A 20,256-nucleotide genomic window follows, 5' to 3' on the forward strand; every position below is an offset into this window, starting at 1 on the left:
GGGATGAAACTTTACACGAAAACAGGCGATACGGGGAAAACAAGCTTAATTGGAGGGCGTGTAGACAAGGATAGTTTACGTGTTGAAACATACGGGGCAATTGATGAATTAAATTCTTTTATCGGCAAGGCAGTGAGCGAATTAGATCGCGAATTATTTAAAGACATTTTAGTTGATTTAGAAACAATTCAACATGAGCTTTTTGATGCAGGTGGTGACTTGGCCAATGTTATGAAGGAGCGTCATTATAAGCTTGCTGAAGCGCCGATTGAAGTATTGGAGGCACGTATTGATGCATTATCTGATGAAGCGCCACCATTAGAGCGATTCATATTACCAGGAGGTGCTCCTGCTGCTGCAACATTACACATTGCGCGAACTGTTGCCCGCCGCGCAGAGCGTCAAATGGTAACGCTTATGAAAGAAGTGCAAGATGTACCGACTATTGTGCAAAAATATTTAAACCGTTTGTCAGATTATTTATTTGCTGCTGCACGTGTTGTGAATGCTCGTTTAAATTTACCTGATATTGAATATATTCGTAGTGGGAAAGTGTTTAAAAAATAAGGCAAGAACAGCGGTAATACGTGTCTAGAGCTAAAGAGCTAGAATAATCTTACTTTTTAAAAAATATTTTAAAATGACCTTTTTACAGAGAACGTTAGTAATTGTACGAAAAAAAGGTAGTTACGATAAAATAAAATACAAAAAAGCTACTTTGAAGGAAAATTCAGGGTAGCTTTTTCTCTTATAAAATGTAAGAATATAAAATTATCAGAAATATTTTTGTTTTATGTTGACTGAATGCTCACTCATTTATTAGAATGTGAATATAGTGGTGGAATGTCATACATTTACGTATGAGCTAGAAAATTTAACACAAAGAGAGAAAATTTACGACAAACTAAAAGGGGGGACCAACCATGAGTCCATTAGTTATTGCAAACATTGTTCTAACAATCGTGGTTGTGCTTTATGCAGTAGGGTTATTTATCTATCTGTTAAAAACACGCTATAAATTCGTACAACTGGGGAAAAAGGTTGAGTTTGATGAAAGTGTCCAAGAACGTATTCGTTATTTAATGGTGAATGTGTTTGGTCAAAATAAGCTATTAAAGGATCCTAAAAGTGGTTTAATTCACGTTATGTTCTTTTACGGCTTCTTGATGGTTCAGTTAGGAGCTATCGATTTAATTTGGAAGGGGTTAGCTCCAGGGTCGCATTTACCACTTGGCATGTTCTATAGCGTATTCACTTTCTTCCAAGAGCTAGTAGTATTAATGATATTAGTTGCGGTAGTATGGGCGTTTTATCGCCGCTATGTAGAAAAACTAGTACGTTTAAAACGAGGCTGGAAAAATGGTCTTGTCTTAATTTTTATTGGAGGCTTAATGCTTTCAACATTACTTGCAAACGGTATGGGCCTTATTTGGCATGATGAAGGTTTAACTTATACTGAGCCCATTGCTTCTAGCATTGCAGCAATTTTTGGCTTTTTACCAGCAACGGCAGCAGCGACGATTTTCTATATTTCTTGGTGGGCCCATTTATTAATTTTACTTACATTTTTAATTTATGTACCTCAATCAAAGCATTTCCACTTGATTGTCAGCCCACTTAATGTGTACATGAATCGTTTAGATCGCACAGGTACATTGACACCAATAGATTTCGAGGCGCTTGAAGAAGCGGGTGAAAATGCTGAAAATGAAGAAGATATCCCATCTATTGGTGTAGGACGTATTCAAGATTTTACACAAAAGCAAATGCTTGATTTATATTCTTGTGTAGAATGTGGGCGTTGTACAAATATGTGTCCTGCAACAGGTACTGGGAAAATGCTTTCACCGATGGATTTAATCGTTAAGCTTCGTGATCATTTAACATTCACAGGTGCGGTGGTAACAAAGCAAAAACCGTGGGTGCCATATCAATTTTTTGCGAATACAAAAGGCAATCAGCTTGCAATGGCAGCAGGTGCTGAAGGGGCAGTAATTGAGGATATTTATAGTCCTTCTTTAATCGGTGACGTTATTACAGAGGAAGAGATTTGGGCATGTACAACTTGCCGTAACTGTGAGGACCAATGTCCAGTTATGAATGAGCATGTCGATAAAATCATTGACCTACGTCGTTACTTAACAATGACGGAAGGGAAAGTAAATTCTGATGCCCAACGTGCAATGACGAACATAGAACGTCAAGGAAATCCTTGGGGTCTAAACCGAAAAGAAAAAGAAAACTGGCGCGACCTAGACCCAACTATTAATATTCCAACTGTGAAAGAATTGAAAAAATCGGGCGAAGAAATGGAGTACCTATTCTGGGTAGGCTCTATGGGTGCATTTGATAATCGTTCACAAAAAATTGCCCTAGCGTTCTGTCGTCTATTAAACGAAGCGGGCGTGAAGTTTGCTATTTTAGGAAATAAAGAGAAAAACTCTGGAGATACACCACGTCGTTTAGGAAATGAGTTTTTATTCCAAGAACTAGCGACAGCAAATATCGATGAATTTGAGAAAAATGATGTGAAGAAAATTGTAACGATTGATCCACATGCATACAATATCTTTAAAAATGAATATCAAGATTTTGGTTGGAAAGGCGAGGTTTATCATCATACTGAATTACTGAATGAATTGATAGAGGAAAATCGTTTAGTACTAAATCATGAAGTGGATGAAACAATTGTATTCCACGATTCTTGTTATTTAGGTCGTTATAATGATGTGTATGATGCACCACGTGAAATTTTACGAGGCATTCCAGGCGTCAAGCTTGTAGAGATGGAACGTAATCGTGAAACGGCAATGTGCTGTGGCGCAGGCGGTGGCTTAATGTGGATGGAAGAGCATGTCGGCAATCGCATTAACGTTGCACGAACAGAGCAAGCTTTAGCAACGAACGCGTCTGTAATATCTTCAGGATGTCCGTACTGCTTAACGATGTTAGAAGATGGCACGAAAGCGAAAGAGGTTGAAGATACAATTAGTACGTTCGACGTTGCGGAATTATTAGAGCGCTCTGTGTTTGGTGAAAAAGTAAAAGCTGTTACAGAGAGTGACGAAGAAGTAACAGCAGAGGTGCTAGAAGAAGTAGTAGCTTCAGTGGAAACTCAGGAACCAAACAAGAATGAGGAGTTAAACGCAGAGAAATAATAATTATTGTAGAAATATTTTCTTTATCTGAAAAATATAAATTGCACAATAATTAATTGTTTTGTAGAATAAGATTAATTAGAAATGGGAGTTGCTTAATAACTCCCATTTTTTTATCGGGAAGAGTCGAGCGAGCGTTCAGTCAATGGAGATTGCTTTGATGCTTCATCGAGAAACGTAAAACAAAAGGGGTGTTTTACTTGAATAGAGCTGTAATTTTAGCAGGAGCAAGAACGGCATTTGGTAAATTTGCTGGATCACTGTCCGCACTTAACGCAAGTGATTTAGGTGCCATCGCCATTAAAGGTGCACTTGAAAAAGCAAATATAGCACCAGATGCAGTAGATGAAGTGATTTTAGGTACTGTTTTACAAGGTGGGCAAGGACAAATACCGTCAAGACAGGCTGCTTTAAAAGCAGATTTGCCAGTAGCGGTCAAAACAGAGACGATTAATAAAGTTTGTGCGTCGGGGATGCGCGCTGTAACGTTAGCCGATCAGCTAATTCGTTTAGGGGACGAGGAAGTGATTGTCGCTGGCGGTATGGAGTCTATGTCAAACGCACCTTACTATCTTCTTAATGGTCGAACGGGTCTCCGTATGGGCGATTCAACAATGGTCGATGGAATGCTTTATGACGGGTTAACTTGTCCCTTCAATGAGGCAAGACCACCAATGGGAAGCTATGGCAATAAAGCTGCAATTGAATTTTCGCTAAGTCGTCAAGAACAGGACGCTTGGGCTGTTCGCAGTCATGAACGCGCCCTTGCGGCAATCGACCAAGGCTATTTTGCTGAGGAAATTGTGCCTGTGCAAATCGCACAACGTAAAGGTGAGCCACTTGTAGTAGATACTGATGAAGCACCAAGACCAGGAACTACACAGGAAGTGCTTGCTAAGCTTAAACCAGCTTTTGAAAAGGATGGTTCAATTACAGCTGGTAATGCTCCTGGCGTCAATGATGGGGCATGTGCACTTGTTGTAATGAGTGAAGAGCGTGCAATGCGTGAAGGTAGAGAACCACTTGCCGTAATTATTGGGCATGCGGAAATTTCAATTGAGCCAGAAAATTTCCCGCAAACACCAGGTCTCGTTATGAATAGCCTGCTAAAAAAGACGGGGAAAACATTAGCTGACATAGATGTCATTGAAATCAATGAAGCCTTTGCAGCAGTGGCTCTTATTAGCAAACAGCTTGCCGACCTAGATGCAGAAAAAGTGAATGTTAATGGTGGTGCTGTAGCACTTGGCCATCCTATAGGGGCTTCTGGTGCACGCATTATATTAACACTAGCACATGAGCTAAAGCGTCGTGGTGGGGGAATCGGTGTTGCGGCAATCTGCTCTGGTGGAGGGCAAGGCGATGCAATCATGATTGAAGTACCAAAACAAAGGGGACATGAATGATGGGAATCCAGAAGGTAATGGTGATTGGTGCTGGGCAAATGGGCTCAGGGATTGCACAAGTTTGTGCACAGGCAGGCTTTGATGTGTTATTGAATGATATTAAACAACCATTCTTTGAGCGTGGTTTAGGCGTAATTACAAAAAACTTAACGCGTGATGTCGAAAAAGGCCGTAAAACAGAAGATGAAAAAACAGCGATTTTAGGCCGTATCAAGATGTCACTAGATTTAAAGGATGCTAGTGATGTAGATATGATTATCGAGGCAGCAGTGGAAAATATGGAAGTAAAGCAATCTATTTTCAAGCAATTAGATGCAATTGCACCTGCACATGCCATTCTTGCGACAAATACATCATCACTGCCAATTACAGAAATTGCAGCGGTTACTAACAGACCAGAGCAAGTAATTGGCATGCACTTTATGAACCCAGTGCCTGTTATGAAACTTGTCGAAATTATTAGAGGTTTAGCTACCGCTGACGAAGTGTACAAAGCTGTCGAAGCAATGACTGTGCAGCTGGCGAAAACACCAGTGGAAGTAAATGACTTCCCAGGCTTTATTGCAAACCGTATTTTACTGCCAATGATCAATGAAGCAATCTATGCGTTGTATGAAGGGGTTGCAACGAAAGAAGCCATCGATGATGTGATGAAACTAGGCATGAATCATCCGATGGGACCTTTAACATTAGCAGACTTTATCGGTTTAGATACATGTTTATCAATTATGGAAATTTTACATGAAGGCTTAGGCGATAGTAAGTATAGACCTTGCCCTTTATTAAGGAAATATGTAGCAGCAGGCTGGCTTGGTAAAAAATCAGGAAGAGGCTTTTACGTTTACGAATAATCCTATGGGGATGGGAAGATTCGGATAAATTACACCTCGGCGTCATGCTGAGGACTATAGCTTGATTCAGCGATGAATGCTAAAGCAAATTAAAATGTAATGCTACGTGACAGCATAGAGGGGTGACATTATAGATGCATTTACAATTTACAGATGAGCAGTTAATGATGCGTGATATGGTGCGAAGTTTCTCACAAGAGAAGATTGCACCGTGGGTAGAGCGTATGGAGGCAGGAGAGTTTCCGCGAGAACTCCTGCAACAGATGGGTGAGCTAGGTTTAATGGGGATTACAACACCAGAAGAACATGGTGGCTCTGCAATGGATTTTACATCATACATCATCGCTATCAATGAATTATCGAAAGTGAGTGCGGTAATGGGTGTTATATTATCCGTACATACTTCAGTAGGGACGAATCCTATTATTTATTTTGGTAATGATGAGCAGAAAAAGCGCTATGTTCCGAAGTTAGCAGCTGGTGAATATTTAGGCGCATTTTGTTTAACGGAGCCAGGCGCGGGTTCCGATGCAGGCTCACTTCAATCTAAAGCAGTGCGTGATGGTGATGATTATGTTATTAACGGCTCAAAAGTATTTATTACCAATGGAGGCGAAGCGGATGTTTATATCGTTTTTGCCTCAACCAATCAAGCTGAAAAAACACGTGGTATCTCAGCATTCATTGTTGAAAAAGGTACGCCAGGCTTAATTATTGGTAAGGATGAACATAAAATGGGCCTACATGGTTCACGTACAGTCCAATTAACATTTGATAACTGTCGAATACCAGCTGGAAACCTTCTTGGGGAGGAAGGGGAAGGCTTCAAAATAGCAATGGCTAATTTGGATGTTGGACGGATAGGAATCGCGGCACAAGCTTTAGGTATTGCGGAAGCGGCGCTTGAAGCGGCAACCAACTATGCCAAAGAGCGTGTGCAATTTGGTAAACCGATTTCAGCACAACAAGGAGTTGGCTTTAAGCTTGCCGATATGGCGACTGCTGTTGAAGCGGCAAAACTGCTTGTGTATCGAGCAGCTGATTTACGTGCGAAAGGTTTACCTTGTGGAGCAGAAGCGTCGATGGCTAAGCTCTTCGCTTCACGCACAGCCGTACAAACAGCGATTGAAGCTGTACAAATTTTTGGAGGCTACGGTTATACCGAGGATTATCCAGTAGAACGTTATTTCCGTGATGCCAAAGTAACGGAAATTTATGAAGGTACAAGTGAAATACAAAAACTCGTTATTAGTAAACATTTAATTTAATAGATTTAGCACCATTGTAAAGAGTATGTTAAATGCTCACACATCCGCAAGGAATCCAATGATGTCTTAGATGAAATTCATTAAAATTAAAGGGGAAATGGACAATGAACTTTCAATTAACAGAAGAACATGAACAATTACGTGAAATGATTCGCGACTTTGCTTTAAATGAGGTAGCACCAACAGCAGCGGAACGCGATGAAAATGAGGAATTTGATCGTGCGATTTTCGACAAAATGGCTGAGTTAGGCTTAACAGGGATTCCATGGCCTGAAGAATACGGTGGTGCAGGTTTTGACTATCTTGCCTATGTGATAGCTGTTGAAGAATTATCGCGTGTGTGTGCTTCTACAGGCGTAACATTATCTGCGCATACATCTCTTGCTGGTTGGCCACTATTTAAATTTGGTAATGAAGAACAAAAACAAAAATATCTTCGACCAATGGCAGAGGGCAAGCATATCGGTGCTTATGGCTTAACAGAGCCAGGATCTGGATCGGATGCAGGCGGTATGAAAACTTATGCAAAACGTGATGGCGATGATTATATTATAAATGGCTCAAAGATTTTTATTACAAATGGTGGAGTAGCAGATACATATATCGTATTTGCCGTAACGGATCCAGAAGCGAAAAACGGTACTTCTGCTTTTATCGTGGAAGCGGGCTTTGAAGGCTTCTCTGTTGGGAAGAAGGAGAAAAAACTAGGAATTCGTTCATCACCAACGACAGAAATTATTTTCGATAATTGCCGTGTACCAAAAGAAAACCTACTTGGGGCTGAAGGAGAAGGTTTTAAAATTGCGATGACAACACTTGATGGTGGACGTAACGGTATTGCGGCACAAGCGGTGGGAATTGCACAAGGTGCATTAGATGCTGCGGTTGACTATGCAAAAGAGCGTGTACAATTCGGTAAGCCAATTACAGCAAACCAAGGTGTTTCATTTAAATTAGCTGATATGGCAACACAAATTGAAGCATCTCGTCTTCTTACATACCAAGCTGCTTGGTTAGAGACGAATGGTCTTCCATATGGTAAAGCATCGGCAATGGCTAAGTTAATGGCTGGTGATACAGCAATGAGCGTCACAACGGAGGCGGTTCAAGTCTTTGGTGGTTATGGTTATACGAAAGATTATCCAGTAGAACGTTATATGCGTGATGCAAAAATTACACAAATTTACGAAGGTACACAAGAGATTCAACGTCTTGTTATCTCACGTATGTTGACGAAATAATTTATGACAGAAAAAAACAAAAGGCCCCAAGTCCAGTCAACCGTGAAAGACGAAAATCTCATTGCCATCCGCCGAGAACAAATGATTCAAGGTGCTATTAAGCTATTTAAAGAAAAAGGCTTTCATCGAGCGACAACAAGAGAGATTGCAAAAGCAGCAGGTTTTAGTATTGGTACATTATATGAATATATTCGTACGAAGGAAGATGTACTATACCTTGTTTGTGATAGCATCTACCACCATGCGATGGAGCGACTATCAAGCTATGAAATAAAAGCAGGTACGATAGAAGAGTTAAAAGAAATGATTCGTGAGTATTTCTTACAAATTGATAGCATGGTCGATGAATTAACAATTATGTATCAAGAAACGAAATCATTGTCCAAAGAAGCACAGCGCTATGTTTTCGGTAAAGAGTTTGAGATGGTTGCCACTTTTGAGAGGCTGTTGCAACGCTGTGTGCAGTCAGGAGAACTAACGATGACTGATAAGCAAATTCATTTGGCAGCAAATAATTTAGTTGTTCAAGGACAAAGCTGGGCGTTCCGTAAATGGGCGCTGCATCGTCAACATTCACTCGACGAGTATATCGAAATGCAAACAACATTGTTCATTTCAGGCATTAAGGGGTTTTAATAAGTTCCAAAGGGGTTCGTCGGTAATTGCATAATGCGACATTGCAATTACCGATTTTTTTCATGATTTTGTATGGCAGAGAGCTCATAATAGCTGAAAAATTACGAACACAAGTGAAGCGGAAGCAGCTCGTTGCTTGCCTGCGGAAAGTGTTCGTATCAAGCGAATTAGCTTCAAACATCAATGAAAAGATTTACTAAGGGGAGAAAGTGGGGGTTTCATATGACAAAGGTAGAAGTGTATCGTCCAAAAAATCACGTACGTTTTGTAACAGCATCTAGTCTTTTTGATGGACATGATGCTTCGGTCAATATTATGCGACGTATTTTACAATCAAGTGGTGTGGAAGTTATCCATCTAGGCCATAATCGCTCTGTAGAAGAAGTCGTTAATGCTGCGATTCAAGAAGACGCTCAAGGTATTGCGTTATCTTCTTATCAAGGTGGCCATATGGAATACTTTAAATATATGTTTGATTTATTGCGCGAAAAAGGGGCACCGCATATTAAAATATACGGCGGTGGTGGTGGTGTTATTTTGCCACGTGAAATTAAGGAATTACATGCTTATGGCATTGCGGGCATTTTCTCGCCTGAAGATGGCCGTGTTTTAGGGCTGCAAGGCATGATTAATGAGCAAATTAAAGGCACTGATTTCCCAACTGCAACAGGTGACTATCTAGAAAAGTTGAATGCTTTAACGACAGAGACACCAGAATTATTGGCGAACTTAATAACTGCAGCTGAATCGAATGATGATGAAGATACGAAAAAAATGTTAGAGGAAGCACGCAAACGTTCAAAAGGTACACCAATTTTAGGTATTACAGGGACAGGAGGCGCCGGTAAATCTTCTTTAACAGACGAGCTTATTCGTCGTTTCTTAAAAGAATTCCCAGAAAAACGTGTAGCAATTTTATCGGTCGATCCAACAAAGCAAAAAACAGGTGGAGCATTACTAGGAGATCGTATTCGAATGAATGCCATTTTCAACAACCGAGTTTATATGCGAAGTTTGGCGACGCGTGGTTCTCGTACAGAGCTCTCCGCTTCTATTGGTGATGTGTTAGATGTCGTGCGCGTAGCTGGTTATGATTTAATCATCGTAGAAACAAGCGGAATTGGTCAAGGGGATGCAGAAATTACAAATTTCACAGACTTGTCCATGTATGTTATGACAAGTGAATTTGGTGCACCGACACAGCTTGAGAAAATCGATATGATTGATTTTGCAGATGTTATTGCCATTAATAAGTTCGAACGAAAAGGCTCAGAAGATGCGCTACGTCAGGTGCAAAAGCAATACCAACGTTCACGCGAGCTTTGGGATGAACCAATTGATAAAATGCCTGTTTACGGGACGATAGCTAGTCAATTTAATGATAAAGGAACGAATGCTTTATTTGCTGCATTAGTTCATATTATTAACCAAAAAACAGGTAGCAATTGGGAAACAGGCTATGAGCAATTTGCTAAAACGCAAAAACAGGATGTTATTATTCCGAATGATCGCCGTTACTATTTACGTGAAATAACAGATACAGTGCGTGGCTATCATAAAAAAACAGAACAACAAGTTTCCTTTGCCCGTCGTCTATTCCAACTAGAGGGTGCAATCGCAGCAGTGAAAGAAAAGGCACCAGATGATGCACTTGTCGCATCGCTTACATCTTTAGCGAATGGTGTCCGTGATGAATTAACAGCGGAGTCTAAGCGTATTTTAGATAATTGGCAAGCCTTAAAAGAAGCGTATGCTGGTGATGAATTTGTAACGAAGGTGCGCGATAAGGAAATTCGTACAATTTTAAAAACAACGAGTCTTTCAGGGACAAAAATACCGAAAGTAGTCCTACCGAAGTTTGTTGATTATGGAGAAATTTTACGCTGGGTGTATCGTGAAAATGTACCAGGTGAATTCCCGTATACTGCAGGCGTGTTCCAGTTTAAACGTGAAGGTGAAGATCCGAAGCGACAATTTGCTGGCGAGGGTACACCAGAAAGAACAAATAAACGTTTCCATTATTTATCGAAAGACGATGATGCTAAGCGTTTATCAACTGCATTTGACTCGGTTACGTTGTACGGTGAGGACCCTGATTACCGTCCAGATATTTATGGGAAAGTTGGAGAATCAGGTGTTTCGATTTGTACACTTGAAGATATGAAGAAGCTCTATGCTGGTTTTGATCTTTGTGCTCCTTCTACTTCTGTATCTATGACCATTAATGGACCTGCGCCAATAATTTTAGCGATGTTTATGAACACAGCGATCGATCAGCAAGTAAAGTTGCGCGAAGCGGAGCTTGGTAGACCTTTGACAGTTGAAGAATTTACAGAGACGCGCGCGAAAACATTACAAGTTGTGCGTGGTACGGTGCAGGCAGATATTTTAAAAGAAGATCAAGGGCAAAATACATGTATTTTCTCTACGGAATTTGCTCTCAGAATGATGGGCGATATTCAGCAGTATTTTATCGACAAAAAAGTGCGTAACTACTATTCTGTTTCCATTTCGGGCTATCATATTGCGGAAGCTGGAGCTAATCCAATTTCCCAGCTAGCGTTTACACTCGCAAATGGCTTTACGTATGTTGAATACTATTTAAGTCGTGGTATGAATATAGATGATTTCGCACCAAATCTATCATTCTTCTTCTCCAACGGATTAGATCCTGAATATACAGTAATAGGTCGTGTGGCCCGACGTATTTGGGCAGTTGTCATGCGCAATAAATACGGTGCAAATGAACGTGCACAAAAGTTAAAATATCATATCCAAACTTCTGGTCGTAGCTTGCATGCACAAGAAATTGACTTTAATGATATTCGCACAACATTACAGGCACTTATGGCATTGCAGGATAACTGTAATTCATTGCATACAAATGCATATGATGAAGCAATTACTACGCCTACAGAGGAATCTGTACGTCGAGCTATGGCAATTCAAATGATTATTACAAAAGAGCATGGTTTAGCGAAAAATGAAAACCCATTACAAGGGGCATTTATCGTTGAAGAATTAACAGATTTAGTAGAGGAAGCTGTGCTTGAAGAGTTTGATCGTATTAATGATCGCGGTGGCGTGCTAGGCGCGATGGAAACACAATATCAACGTGGAAAAATTCAAGAAGAATCGATGCATTATGAAATGTTAAAGCATTCGGGAGAATTACCAATCATCGGTGTAAATACGTACTTAAATCCGAATCCGCCTACAGATGATGCAATCGATAACATGGAAATTGCACGTGCATCTTCTGAAGAAAAAGAAACGCAAATTCGTAATTTACAATCGTTCTGGCAACAACATGAAGGACGAACAGAAGCAGCTATTGCTCGCCTACAAGAGGTAGCTGTAAACAATGGGAATATTTTCGAAGAACTAATGGAAACTGTTAAAGTAGCGAGTTTAGGACAAATAACAAAGGCTTTATATGAAGTTGGTGGGCAGTTCCGTCGCAACATGTAAAACAATCGGTGCTAATTTGCTAATTTGTGGAATGTAAATGCTGGTAAATCCGACATGCTGCTGTATTTAAAAGTGTCTAGTCATACGATTAGGCACTTCTTTTCATTTTCGCTATAATAGAAATGTAAAAAAGAGGGGGCGCAGTAGAGGATGAAATCAATAATTCACTACATTATTGTTTTAGCTTTAGTATTGGGAGTAATTTTCCTGTATAATAAGCAAATTGGCGCTATTCCTTTATTGTTATTATCGATTTATTTATTTTTTCTAGGGATAAAAAAAATGTGTAATATAAAAAACAGTAATTGAAGCTAGCAAAGAGACTAAAACATTGTATATAATGGGTATTATGCTTATGGTATGGAAAGTTACTTTTGTGCGGTCTTTTTTAGCTGCGCTCCGAAAATAAAGCACTATATAATTTTAAAACGTCCATTGTGATGAGAGGAAGGAAGTGCACGAATTGAATTTTCGTGAAATGACAAAGGAACAATTAGCGGAAGAATCGTTAATTAACTTAGCTTATGCAATTTTAACTGAAAAACGTGCTTCAGTGTCATTTAATGACCTGCTTACAATTATTAAAGAGCTTGTTGGTTATAGTGATGAAGATATTAAATCACGCCTACTACAATTCTACACTGATATGAATGTTGATGGACGTTTCTTATTTAATCAAGAAACTGGTTGGGGCTTACGCGAATGGTTCAAAGTAGAACAAATCGAAGAAGAAACAGCTCCATCAGTGAAAACGCACAAGAAAAAATCTAAAGCTACACTTGATGAAGACGATGAATTAGAAGAAGATTTAGAAGAAGATGACATTGACTTCGACGAAGATTATGAAGAGTTTGTTGAAGAAGATGAAGAAATCGATGAAGAAAAAGAAGATATTGACTTCGACGACGAAGAAGATATTGAAGACATCGAGGATGAAATTGATGAAGATTTCATTGAAGAAGAGGAAGAAGAGTTCGATGAAGAAGAAGAGGAAGAAGTGTAATACGATTACGCTTTGAATTTTCTTACTTCAGTACTTGTATTAAAAATTCTTGACTTCTTACACGGTTCCGTTTAATCTTTTACTTGGGCTCCTTAAAAAAAGGAGAAAGACCGTGTATATAATACGCTCCCCCTGCAAACCTATGCAGGAGGGGCGTTTTTTTTGTTTTTAACTTGCTGAATCAAGTTAAAGGTCAAGGCGAATATTTAAGAATTAAAAAGGGGCTTTTCGACCAGGCTCGAATAAAATTCGGAAGTAATTACGCCGAGATGTAATGAATCATCAGTCAAGCTCTCCCATGCTAATAAATAATGATTTGAATACGAAAGTGGTAAACTAATCATTATGTATATTAATCGGTGACTGAGTTATATGGTAAAGCTTCTCATGGAGAACATAATTAGATTGCTTACTGCCATGCTAGCTATGAAAGTTTTACTACAAAGAACAATTTAGAAAAGTAAAAAAGATATAGAAACGATTACAGCTTCGAATCGACTACATTCTAAATGTAGGCATTCTCGGCTTTTCTTATTTTAGGGATAGGAAAGCATTATGTTTCTTATTCATGTCCAACTATTCGTGTTATAGGTTTACGTTTCCTTCCTGCAAATAGGTAAATCAGTAAGCGATATGACAGAATGGAAGGACGCAATATCCTTTTTTTACTAACAAGATCCAGTACAACATAAGGAGGAATTTTTCATGACAAAGTATATTTTTGTAACAGGTGGGGTTGTGTCATCACTTGGAAAAGGGATTGTAGCAGCATCTCTAGGACGTTTATTAAAAAACCGTGGGTTAGAAGTAACGATTCAAAAATTTGACCCATATATCAATATTGACCCAGGTACAATGAGTCCGTACCAACACGGTGAGGTATTTGTTACTGATGATGGTGCTGAGGCTGACCTAGACTTAGGTCACTATGAGCGCTTCATCGACATTAACCTAGGCAAACATTCAACTGTAACATCTGGTCGCGTATATCAATCTGTTTTACAAAAAGAACGTCGTGGTGATTACAACGGCGGAACAGTCCAAGTAATTCCTCACATTACTAATGAAATTAAAGAACGTATCCAACGTGCAGGACGTGAAACGAATGCAGATGTTGTTATTACAGAGGTTGGAGGAACTGTAGGTGATATTGAATCACTACCATTCCTAGAAGCAATTCGTCAAATGAAAACAAATTTAGGCCATAACAATGTAATGTATGTTCACTGTACGTTAATTCCTTACATTAAAGCTGCTGGTGAGTTAAAAACAAAACCAACACAACATTCTGTTAAAGAATTACGATCTTTAGGGATTCAACCAAATATTATTGTCGTGCGTACAGAACAAGAAGTACCACAAGAGATGAAAGAAAAACTAGCATTATTCTGTGACGTTCAACCTCATGAAATTATCGAATCTCGTGATGCAGAGCATTTATATGAAGTACCATTAAATCTACATGCTCAAGATTTCGATGATATCGTACTTGATCATTTCGGCATTGAAGCACCAGAGGCAGATATGGAAGAATGGCGCGAGCTTGTTGCAAAAGTGAAGAGCCTACCAAATAAACGAAGAGTGGCATTAGTAGGTAAGTATGTTGAATTACAAGATGCGTACATTTCAGTTGTAGAGGCGTTAAAACATGCAGGTTATGCGTTTAACTCTGATATCGAAATTGATTGGATTAACGCAGAGCATGTAGATGCAGACAATGTTGTATCATTACTAAAAGATGCTGATGCCATTTTAGTACCAGGCGGCTTCGGTGATCGTGGCGTTGAAGGTAAAATTTTAGCAACTCAGTATGCTCGTGAAAATAATGTGCCGTTTTTAGGTATTTGTTTAGGTATGCAACTAGCAACAGTAGAATTTGCTCGTAACGTACTTGGCTTAAATGGAGCGCATTCCACAGAGCTTGATTCGGAAACACAATATCCTATTATTGATTTCCTTCCAGATCAAAATGATAATGTAGACATTGGTGGTACATTACGTTTAGGTTTATACCCATGTAAGTTAAAAGATGGCTCAAAAGCAAAAGCTGCTTACGGTCAAGAGCTTGTGTACGAACGTCACCGTCATCGTTATGAATTTAATAACGAATACCGTGAGGCAATGGAAGCGGCAGGTCTTGTATTCTCAGGTACAAGCCCAGACGGAAAATTAGTGGAAATTATTGAGCTACCAGAAAACAACTTCTTCGTAGCTTGTCAATTCCACCCAGAATTAGTGTCACGTCCAAACCGTCCACAACCATTATTCCGTGATTTCATCGGCGCAACATTTAAATAAAATAAAAAAGGATGTCTTGTTTAAACGAGGCATCCTTTTAATATAGTAAAAAATCCTAATTCCACGGGAGTAAGCCTTTATTCCGCGGAAGGAGAGTGGAATTCCGCGAAAGTAAGTCTTTATTCCGCGGAAGGAGGGTGAAATCCCGCGAAAGCGAGCCGTAATTCCGCGGGAGAAGAGTGGAATTCCACGAAGTTGCTAAAAAGGATGCCTCGAAAATTTTCGAGACATCCTTTTGTTTCTAGCCTTAATTTTTTGGGAGTTTTTATAGCTCCTCATCATCGAGTCCAAGCATTTCATCATAAGCAATTTTCACGGCTTCATAAATGAATAGGGCAGCAATCGCATGTGGAACAACAATACGCTCACCTAAATCGTTAGGCAACAACCCTCCGCGCATACGAGTAGAAATATATGTATACGCTAAATCGGCTAATGGATTTTCTGCATTTGCTACTTCACTAGCTACTGCTGCAAATGGAATAAATTGTTCGTTCAATTTTTGGGCTAATGCTAATGCTTGCTGATCATGTGCGCTACGGGTAAAGATACAAATACGATCAGCTTCACTAACTTCTGTGTGCGCTGTCCACGGGAGTAGCTTTGCAAAACGCTCAACACCTTGAAGTGCATTTAACTCGACAACTTGCATTTCTTCAAAACAAGCAAAATAGACATTTCCTTCTCCTATTGCCGCCTGTGCAAGTAAACGTGCAGTTTCCTCAATAGATTCCTCTTCACTTTGTGTTATTCTTTGTAATAATCCGCTCAGCTGTGTTGTTAGTATTTTTGACATGATTCCACCTCAATCAATATTATATGTATGTGTGAAGCATAAAGCAAAAGTAGATAATTTATAATACTAGAAGGTATTAAGCTGTAAAAGGAGAATAATACATAATATAGATTTCTTTGTGCAAAATAATAATTCAAAAAGGGCGGAATGCAATGTGAAACGATTACTAATTGTTGATGATCAGCAGGGAATTCGTTTGCTATTAAATGAAGTTTTGAAAAAAGAAGGTTATGTTACATATTTAGCAGCTAATGGCGCTGAAGCACTACGTTACGCAGAGGAAGAATCCATGGATTGTGTATTGCTAGACATGAAGATTCCTGGCATGGATGGCATAGAGATTTTAAAATGTTTAAAAGAGAAATGGCCTCAGCTACCTGTCTTTATGATGACTGCTTACGGTGAACTAGATGTAGTACAGGAAGCATTGGATTTAGGGGCAATTCGTTACTTTACTAAGCCATTTGATATTTTTGAAGTACGTGATGCAGTAAATAAAACATTGAACACATAAGAAACAGGCAGTGGCAAGCACCGCCTGTTTTTTACATATGCCCTATTTCTTTTTTTATTTGAAGTGGCACCTGTCGCTACGTTGCCCTTCGCTTTCGGTGCAGAAAATATAAGCACCTGAAATTTCTTTTTTTATTTGAAGTGGCACCTGACGCAACGTTTGCCCTTCGCTTTCGGTGCTAAAATATAAGCACCTGAAATTTCTTTTCAGGTGCTTATGAAAAAAAGGCACCTGTCGCTACGTTGCCCTTCGCTTTCGGTGCTAAAATATAAGCACCTGAAATTTCTTTTCAGGTGCTTATGAAAAAAAAGGCACCTGTCGCTACGTTGCCTTCGCTTTCGGTGCTAAAATATAAGCACCCGAAATTTCTTTTTTATTTGAAGTGGCACCTGTCGCTACGTTTGCCCTTCGCTTTCGGTGCAGAAAATATAAGCACCTGAAATTTCTTTTCAGGTGCTTATGAAAAAAAAGGCACCTGTCGCTACGTTGCCCTTCGCTTTCGGTGCTAAAATATAAGCACCTGAAATTTCTTTTCAGGTGCTTATATTTTTGCTATGATTAAATAGCACATTTATGTATAAAGAATAGTCCTAAAAGGAGGATTTTTAGTATGGCATTAGTATCTATGAAAGAGATGTTAATTAAAGCAAAGGCAGAAGGTTATGCAGTTGGTCAATTCAACATCAACAACCTTGAATGGACACAAGCGATTTTACAAGCGGCAGAAGAAGAAAAATCACCTGTAATCCTTGGCGTATCTGAAGGCGCAGGTAAATATATGGGTGGATTTATATCAGTTGTACACATGGTAAAAGGTTTGATGGAATCTTACGGTATTACTGTTCCCGTTGCTATTCATCTTGACCATGGTTCTAGCTTTGAAAAGTGTAAAGAAGCGATTGATGCAGGATTTACTTCTGTTATGATTGATGCTTCACACCATCCTTTCGAAGAAAATATCGCAACGACTTCAAAAGTAGTTGAATATGCACATGCCAAAGGTGTGTCTGTTGAAGCTGAGCTTGGAACAGTTGGTGGTGACGAGGATGGCGTAATCGGTGGTATTATGTACGCTGATCCAGAGGAATGCCGTAAAATGGTTGAATTAACAGATATCGATTGCCTAGCACCAGCCCTTGGCTCTGTACATGGTCCTTACAAAGGTGAACCAAACTTAGGCTTTAAGGAAATGGAGGAAATCTCAAAATTAGCAGATCTTCCTTTAGTATTACATGGTGGTACAGGCATTCCAACAAAAGATATTCAACGCTCAATTTCATTAGGTACTGCTAAAATTAACGTTAATACTGAAAATCAAATCGCAGCTACAAAAGTGATTCGCGAAATTCTTGACAATGATAAAGAAGTTTACGATCCTCGTAAATTCTTAGCGCCAGCTCGTGAAGCGATTAAATCAACAGTTATCGGTAAAATCCGTGAATTTGGAAGTGCACAAAAAGCATAATTAAGCTTCTTATATGGTACAAAAGCAAAGATGAATACACATAATAAGAGAAGTGTTGATGCTAGTAATCGACCTTCTCTTGTTTTTGAAATAATAACTTTTTTTGAAAAAAATTAAAAATATAAATAAATAGGGTTTAGGAGGAAATATTATGAAATTTTTTATTGATACAGCAAACTTTGACGAAATTAAAGAAGCACATGCATGGGGTATTTTATCAGGTGTTACAACAAATCCATCATTAGTAGCAAAAGAGGAAAATGTTTCTTTTCATGATCGACTACGTGAAATTGCAGAGCTTGTAGATGGCTCAGTAAGTGGAGAAGTTATTGCCTTAGATGCTGAAGGGATGATTAAAGAAGGTCTAGAATTAGCTGCGATTGCACCGAACATTACCGTTAAATTACCGATGACGCCAGCAGGTTTAGAGGCTTGCCGCTTCTTTGCAAACAAAGGCATCAAAACAAACGTAACGCTAATTTTTAGTGCAAACCAAGCATTAATGGCTGCGCGCGCGGGTGCTACATATGTATCACCATTTATCGGACGTTTAGATGATATTGGTCAAAATGGTGTAGAGCTGATTGAAACAATTTCAGACATATTTACAATCCATAACATTGAAACGCAAATTATTGCCGCTTCTATCCGTCACCCTCAACACGTAACGGCTGCAGCTCTTGCGGGCGCTCATATTTCAACAACTCCTTTTAAAGTGTTAAAACAACTTTTCCACCATCCATTAACGGAAAAAGGAATTGAAGGATTTTTAGCGGATTGGAATAAGCGAAAAGGTGAATAATAAGATTATAAAGTGAGTCACATGCAAAAATTACTTTCCAATCATGAGGGAGAACGCAAAATGGATGTTTATAAAATTACAGGCGAAAATCGTCTAAAGGGTACAATTAAAGTTAGTGGTGCAAAAAATAGTGCAGTCGCCTTAATTCCAGCATCAATTTTGGCGAACTCTCCAGTGACAATTGGAGGGATTCCAGAAATTTCAGATGCTTGGACTTTAAAAGCCTTGTTAGAAGAAATCGGTGGAGAAGTACAATTTGACAATGGCAAAATGATTATTGATCCGTCCGATATGCTTGCACTACCTTTGCCAAATGGTAATGTAAAAAAGCTCCGTGCCTCTTATTATTTAATGGGGGCAATGCTTGGTCGCTTCAAAAAGGCTGTCATTGGTTTGCCAGGTGGTTGCTTCTTAGGACCACGTCCGATTGATCAACACATTAAAGGCTTTGAGGCACTTGGCGCTAAAATTACAAATGAGCACGGAGCGATTTATTTACGTGCAGAGGAATTAATTGGTGCTAAAATTTATTTAGATGTCGCAAGTGTTGGCGCAACAATCAATATTATGTTGGCTGCAGTACGGGCAAAGGGTCGTACGGTTATTGAAAATGCAGCAAAGGAACCTGAAATAATTGACGTAGCAACACTTCTTACCAATATGGGTGCCAATATTAAAGGTGCAGGTACAAGTGTAATTCGTATCGAAGGTGTTGATGAGCTGCACGGTACGGAGCATACAATTATTCCAGACCGTATTGAAGCTGCAACGTTTATGATTATGGCAGCAGCAGTAGGCGACGGCATTACTATAGACAATGTAATTCCACTACATTTAGAGGCAATTACTGCAAAGCTTCGTGAAATGGGCGTCAAAATTGATATAGGTGAGGAAAGTATTTTTGTTCCAAAAACAGACCTATCTACATTGCAAGCGGTTGATGTTAAGACGATTGTGTACCCTGGATTCCCTACGGATATTCAGCAACCACTCTCCGTGTTAATGACACAGGCATTTGGCTCTTCAAAAATAACAGATACGATTTATACGGCTCGTTTTAAGCATATTGATGAGCTGCGTCGTATGAATGCCAACGCACGTGTAGAAGGAAATACTGCGATAATTACTGGTCCAAGTAAATTACATGGCTCAAGTGTAACTGCAACAGACCTTCGCGCAGGTGCAGCATTAGTATTAGCTGGCCTATTAGCAGAAGGGGAAACTGAAATTCACGATATCTATCATATTGAACGTGGCTATAGCTCACTTATTGAAAAATTACGTGACTTAGGCGCAGATATTCGACGTGAAACAATTATGGTGAGTGTTGCAGAGGTAAAGGAGTAA

At 39.3% G+C, this 20,256-nt stretch carries 15 protein-coding genes; 14 read left to right on the forward strand and 1 reads right to left on the reverse strand.

Annotated elements, in window-relative coordinates:
* Positions 1–3: 3 nt before the first annotated feature.
* From FH508_RS02535 to FH508_RS02580, 10 genes are all read left to right on the forward strand, one after another.
* The gene (locus tag FH508_RS02535; RefSeq protein WP_139860146.1) at positions 4–567 is read left to right on the forward strand and encodes a cob(I)yrinic acid a,c-diamide adenosyltransferase; all 564 of its coding nucleotides are present in this window, start codon (positions 4–6) and stop codon (positions 565–567) included.
* A gap of 356 nt (positions 568–923) precedes the next feature.
* On the forward strand, positions 924–3,158 hold the full coding sequence (locus tag FH508_RS02540) for a (Fe-S)-binding protein (RefSeq protein ID WP_173478642.1): 2,235 nt from the start codon (positions 924–926) through the stop codon (positions 3,156–3,158).
* A 200-nt stretch (positions 3,159–3,358) separates the two neighbouring features.
* The gene (locus tag FH508_RS02545) at positions 3,359–4,564 is read left to right on the forward strand and encodes an acetyl-CoA C-acetyltransferase (RefSeq protein ID WP_173478641.1); all 1,206 of its coding nucleotides are present in this window, start codon (positions 3,359–3,361) and stop codon (positions 4,562–4,564) included.
* Positions 4,564–5,415 carry a 3-hydroxybutyryl-CoA dehydrogenase gene (locus tag FH508_RS02550; protein ID WP_173478640.1) on the forward strand — a complete coding sequence of 284 codons (852 nt, stop codon included), beginning with the start codon at positions 4,564–4,566 and terminating at the stop codon, positions 5,413–5,415. The genes FH508_RS02545 and FH508_RS02550 overlap by 1 nt, the downstream gene beginning before the upstream one ends.
* Positions 5,416–5,549: 134 nt before the next feature.
* Complete coding sequence (locus tag FH508_RS02555; RefSeq protein ID WP_173478639.1) at positions 5,550–6,683, forward strand: acyl-CoA dehydrogenase; 1,134 nt, start codon at positions 5,550–5,552, stop codon at positions 6,681–6,683.
* 104 nt (positions 6,684–6,787) lie between these two features.
* Positions 6,788–7,924 (forward strand): acyl-CoA dehydrogenase, encoded by a 1,137-nt coding sequence (locus FH508_RS02560; RefSeq protein WP_173478638.1) that lies wholly within the window; start codon positions 6,788–6,790, stop codon positions 7,922–7,924.
* A gap of 3 nt (positions 7,925–7,927) precedes the next feature.
* On the forward strand, positions 7,928–8,560 hold the full coding sequence (locus FH508_RS02565; protein ID WP_173478637.1) for a TetR/AcrR family transcriptional regulator: 633 nt from the start codon (positions 7,928–7,930) through the stop codon (positions 8,558–8,560).
* A gap of 222 nt (positions 8,561–8,782) precedes the next feature.
* Positions 8,783–12,031, forward strand: coding sequence for a fused isobutyryl-CoA mutase/GTPase IcmF (gene icmF, locus FH508_RS02570; RefSeq protein ID WP_173478636.1), 3,249 nt, complete (start codon positions 8,783–8,785; stop codon positions 12,029–12,031).
* 463 nt (positions 12,032–12,494) lie between these two features.
* Positions 12,495–13,034: a DNA-directed RNA polymerase subunit delta gene (gene rpoE / locus FH508_RS02575; protein ID WP_173478635.1), complete on the forward strand. Its 540-nt coding sequence runs from the start codon at positions 12,495–12,497 to the stop codon at positions 13,032–13,034.
* 705 nt (positions 13,035–13,739) lie between these two features.
* Positions 13,740–15,332 (forward strand): CTP synthase, encoded by a 1,593-nt coding sequence (locus FH508_RS02580; RefSeq protein ID WP_173478634.1) that lies wholly within the window; start codon positions 13,740–13,742, stop codon positions 15,330–15,332.
* Between the two features lie 265 nt (positions 15,333–15,597).
* On the opposite strand, the gene FH508_RS02585 is transcribed toward FH508_RS02580, so the two are convergent.
* Positions 15,598–16,128, reverse strand: a complete 531-nt coding sequence (locus FH508_RS02585; protein WP_173478633.1) for a DUF2529 family protein — start codon at positions 16,126–16,128, stop codon at positions 15,598–15,600.
* 154 nt (positions 16,129–16,282) lie between these two features.
* Here FH508_RS02585 and FH508_RS02590 point away from each other — a divergent pair, with 154 nt between their 5' ends.
* The 4 genes from FH508_RS02590 (at position 16,283) to FH508_RS02605 (ending at position 20,256) form a co-directional block, all read left to right on the forward strand.
* A complete protein-coding gene (locus FH508_RS02590) occupies positions 16,283–16,642 on the forward strand; it encodes a response regulator (RefSeq protein ID WP_173478632.1) in 360 nt (119 codons plus the stop codon).
* Between the two features lie 610 nt (positions 16,643–17,252).
* Positions 17,253–18,107, forward strand: a complete 855-nt coding sequence (locus FH508_RS02595) for a class II fructose-bisphosphate aldolase (protein WP_173478631.1) — start codon at positions 17,253–17,255, stop codon at positions 18,105–18,107.
* Positions 18,108–18,258: 151 nt separating this feature from the next.
* Positions 18,259–18,909: a fructose-6-phosphate aldolase gene (fsa, locus tag FH508_RS02600; RefSeq protein ID WP_024362882.1), complete on the forward strand. Its 651-nt coding sequence runs from the start codon at positions 18,259–18,261 to the stop codon at positions 18,907–18,909.
* Positions 18,910–18,969: 60 nt separating this feature from the next.
* Positions 18,970–20,256 (forward strand): UDP-N-acetylglucosamine 1-carboxyvinyltransferase, encoded by a 1,287-nt coding sequence (locus tag FH508_RS02605; protein ID WP_173478833.1) that lies wholly within the window; start codon positions 18,970–18,972, stop codon positions 20,254–20,256.

The sequence above is a fragment of the Lysinibacillus sp. CD3-6 genome (genome assembly GCF_006351725.2).
Lineage (GTDB): Bacteria > Bacillota > Bacilli > Bacillales_A > Planococcaceae > Lysinibacillus.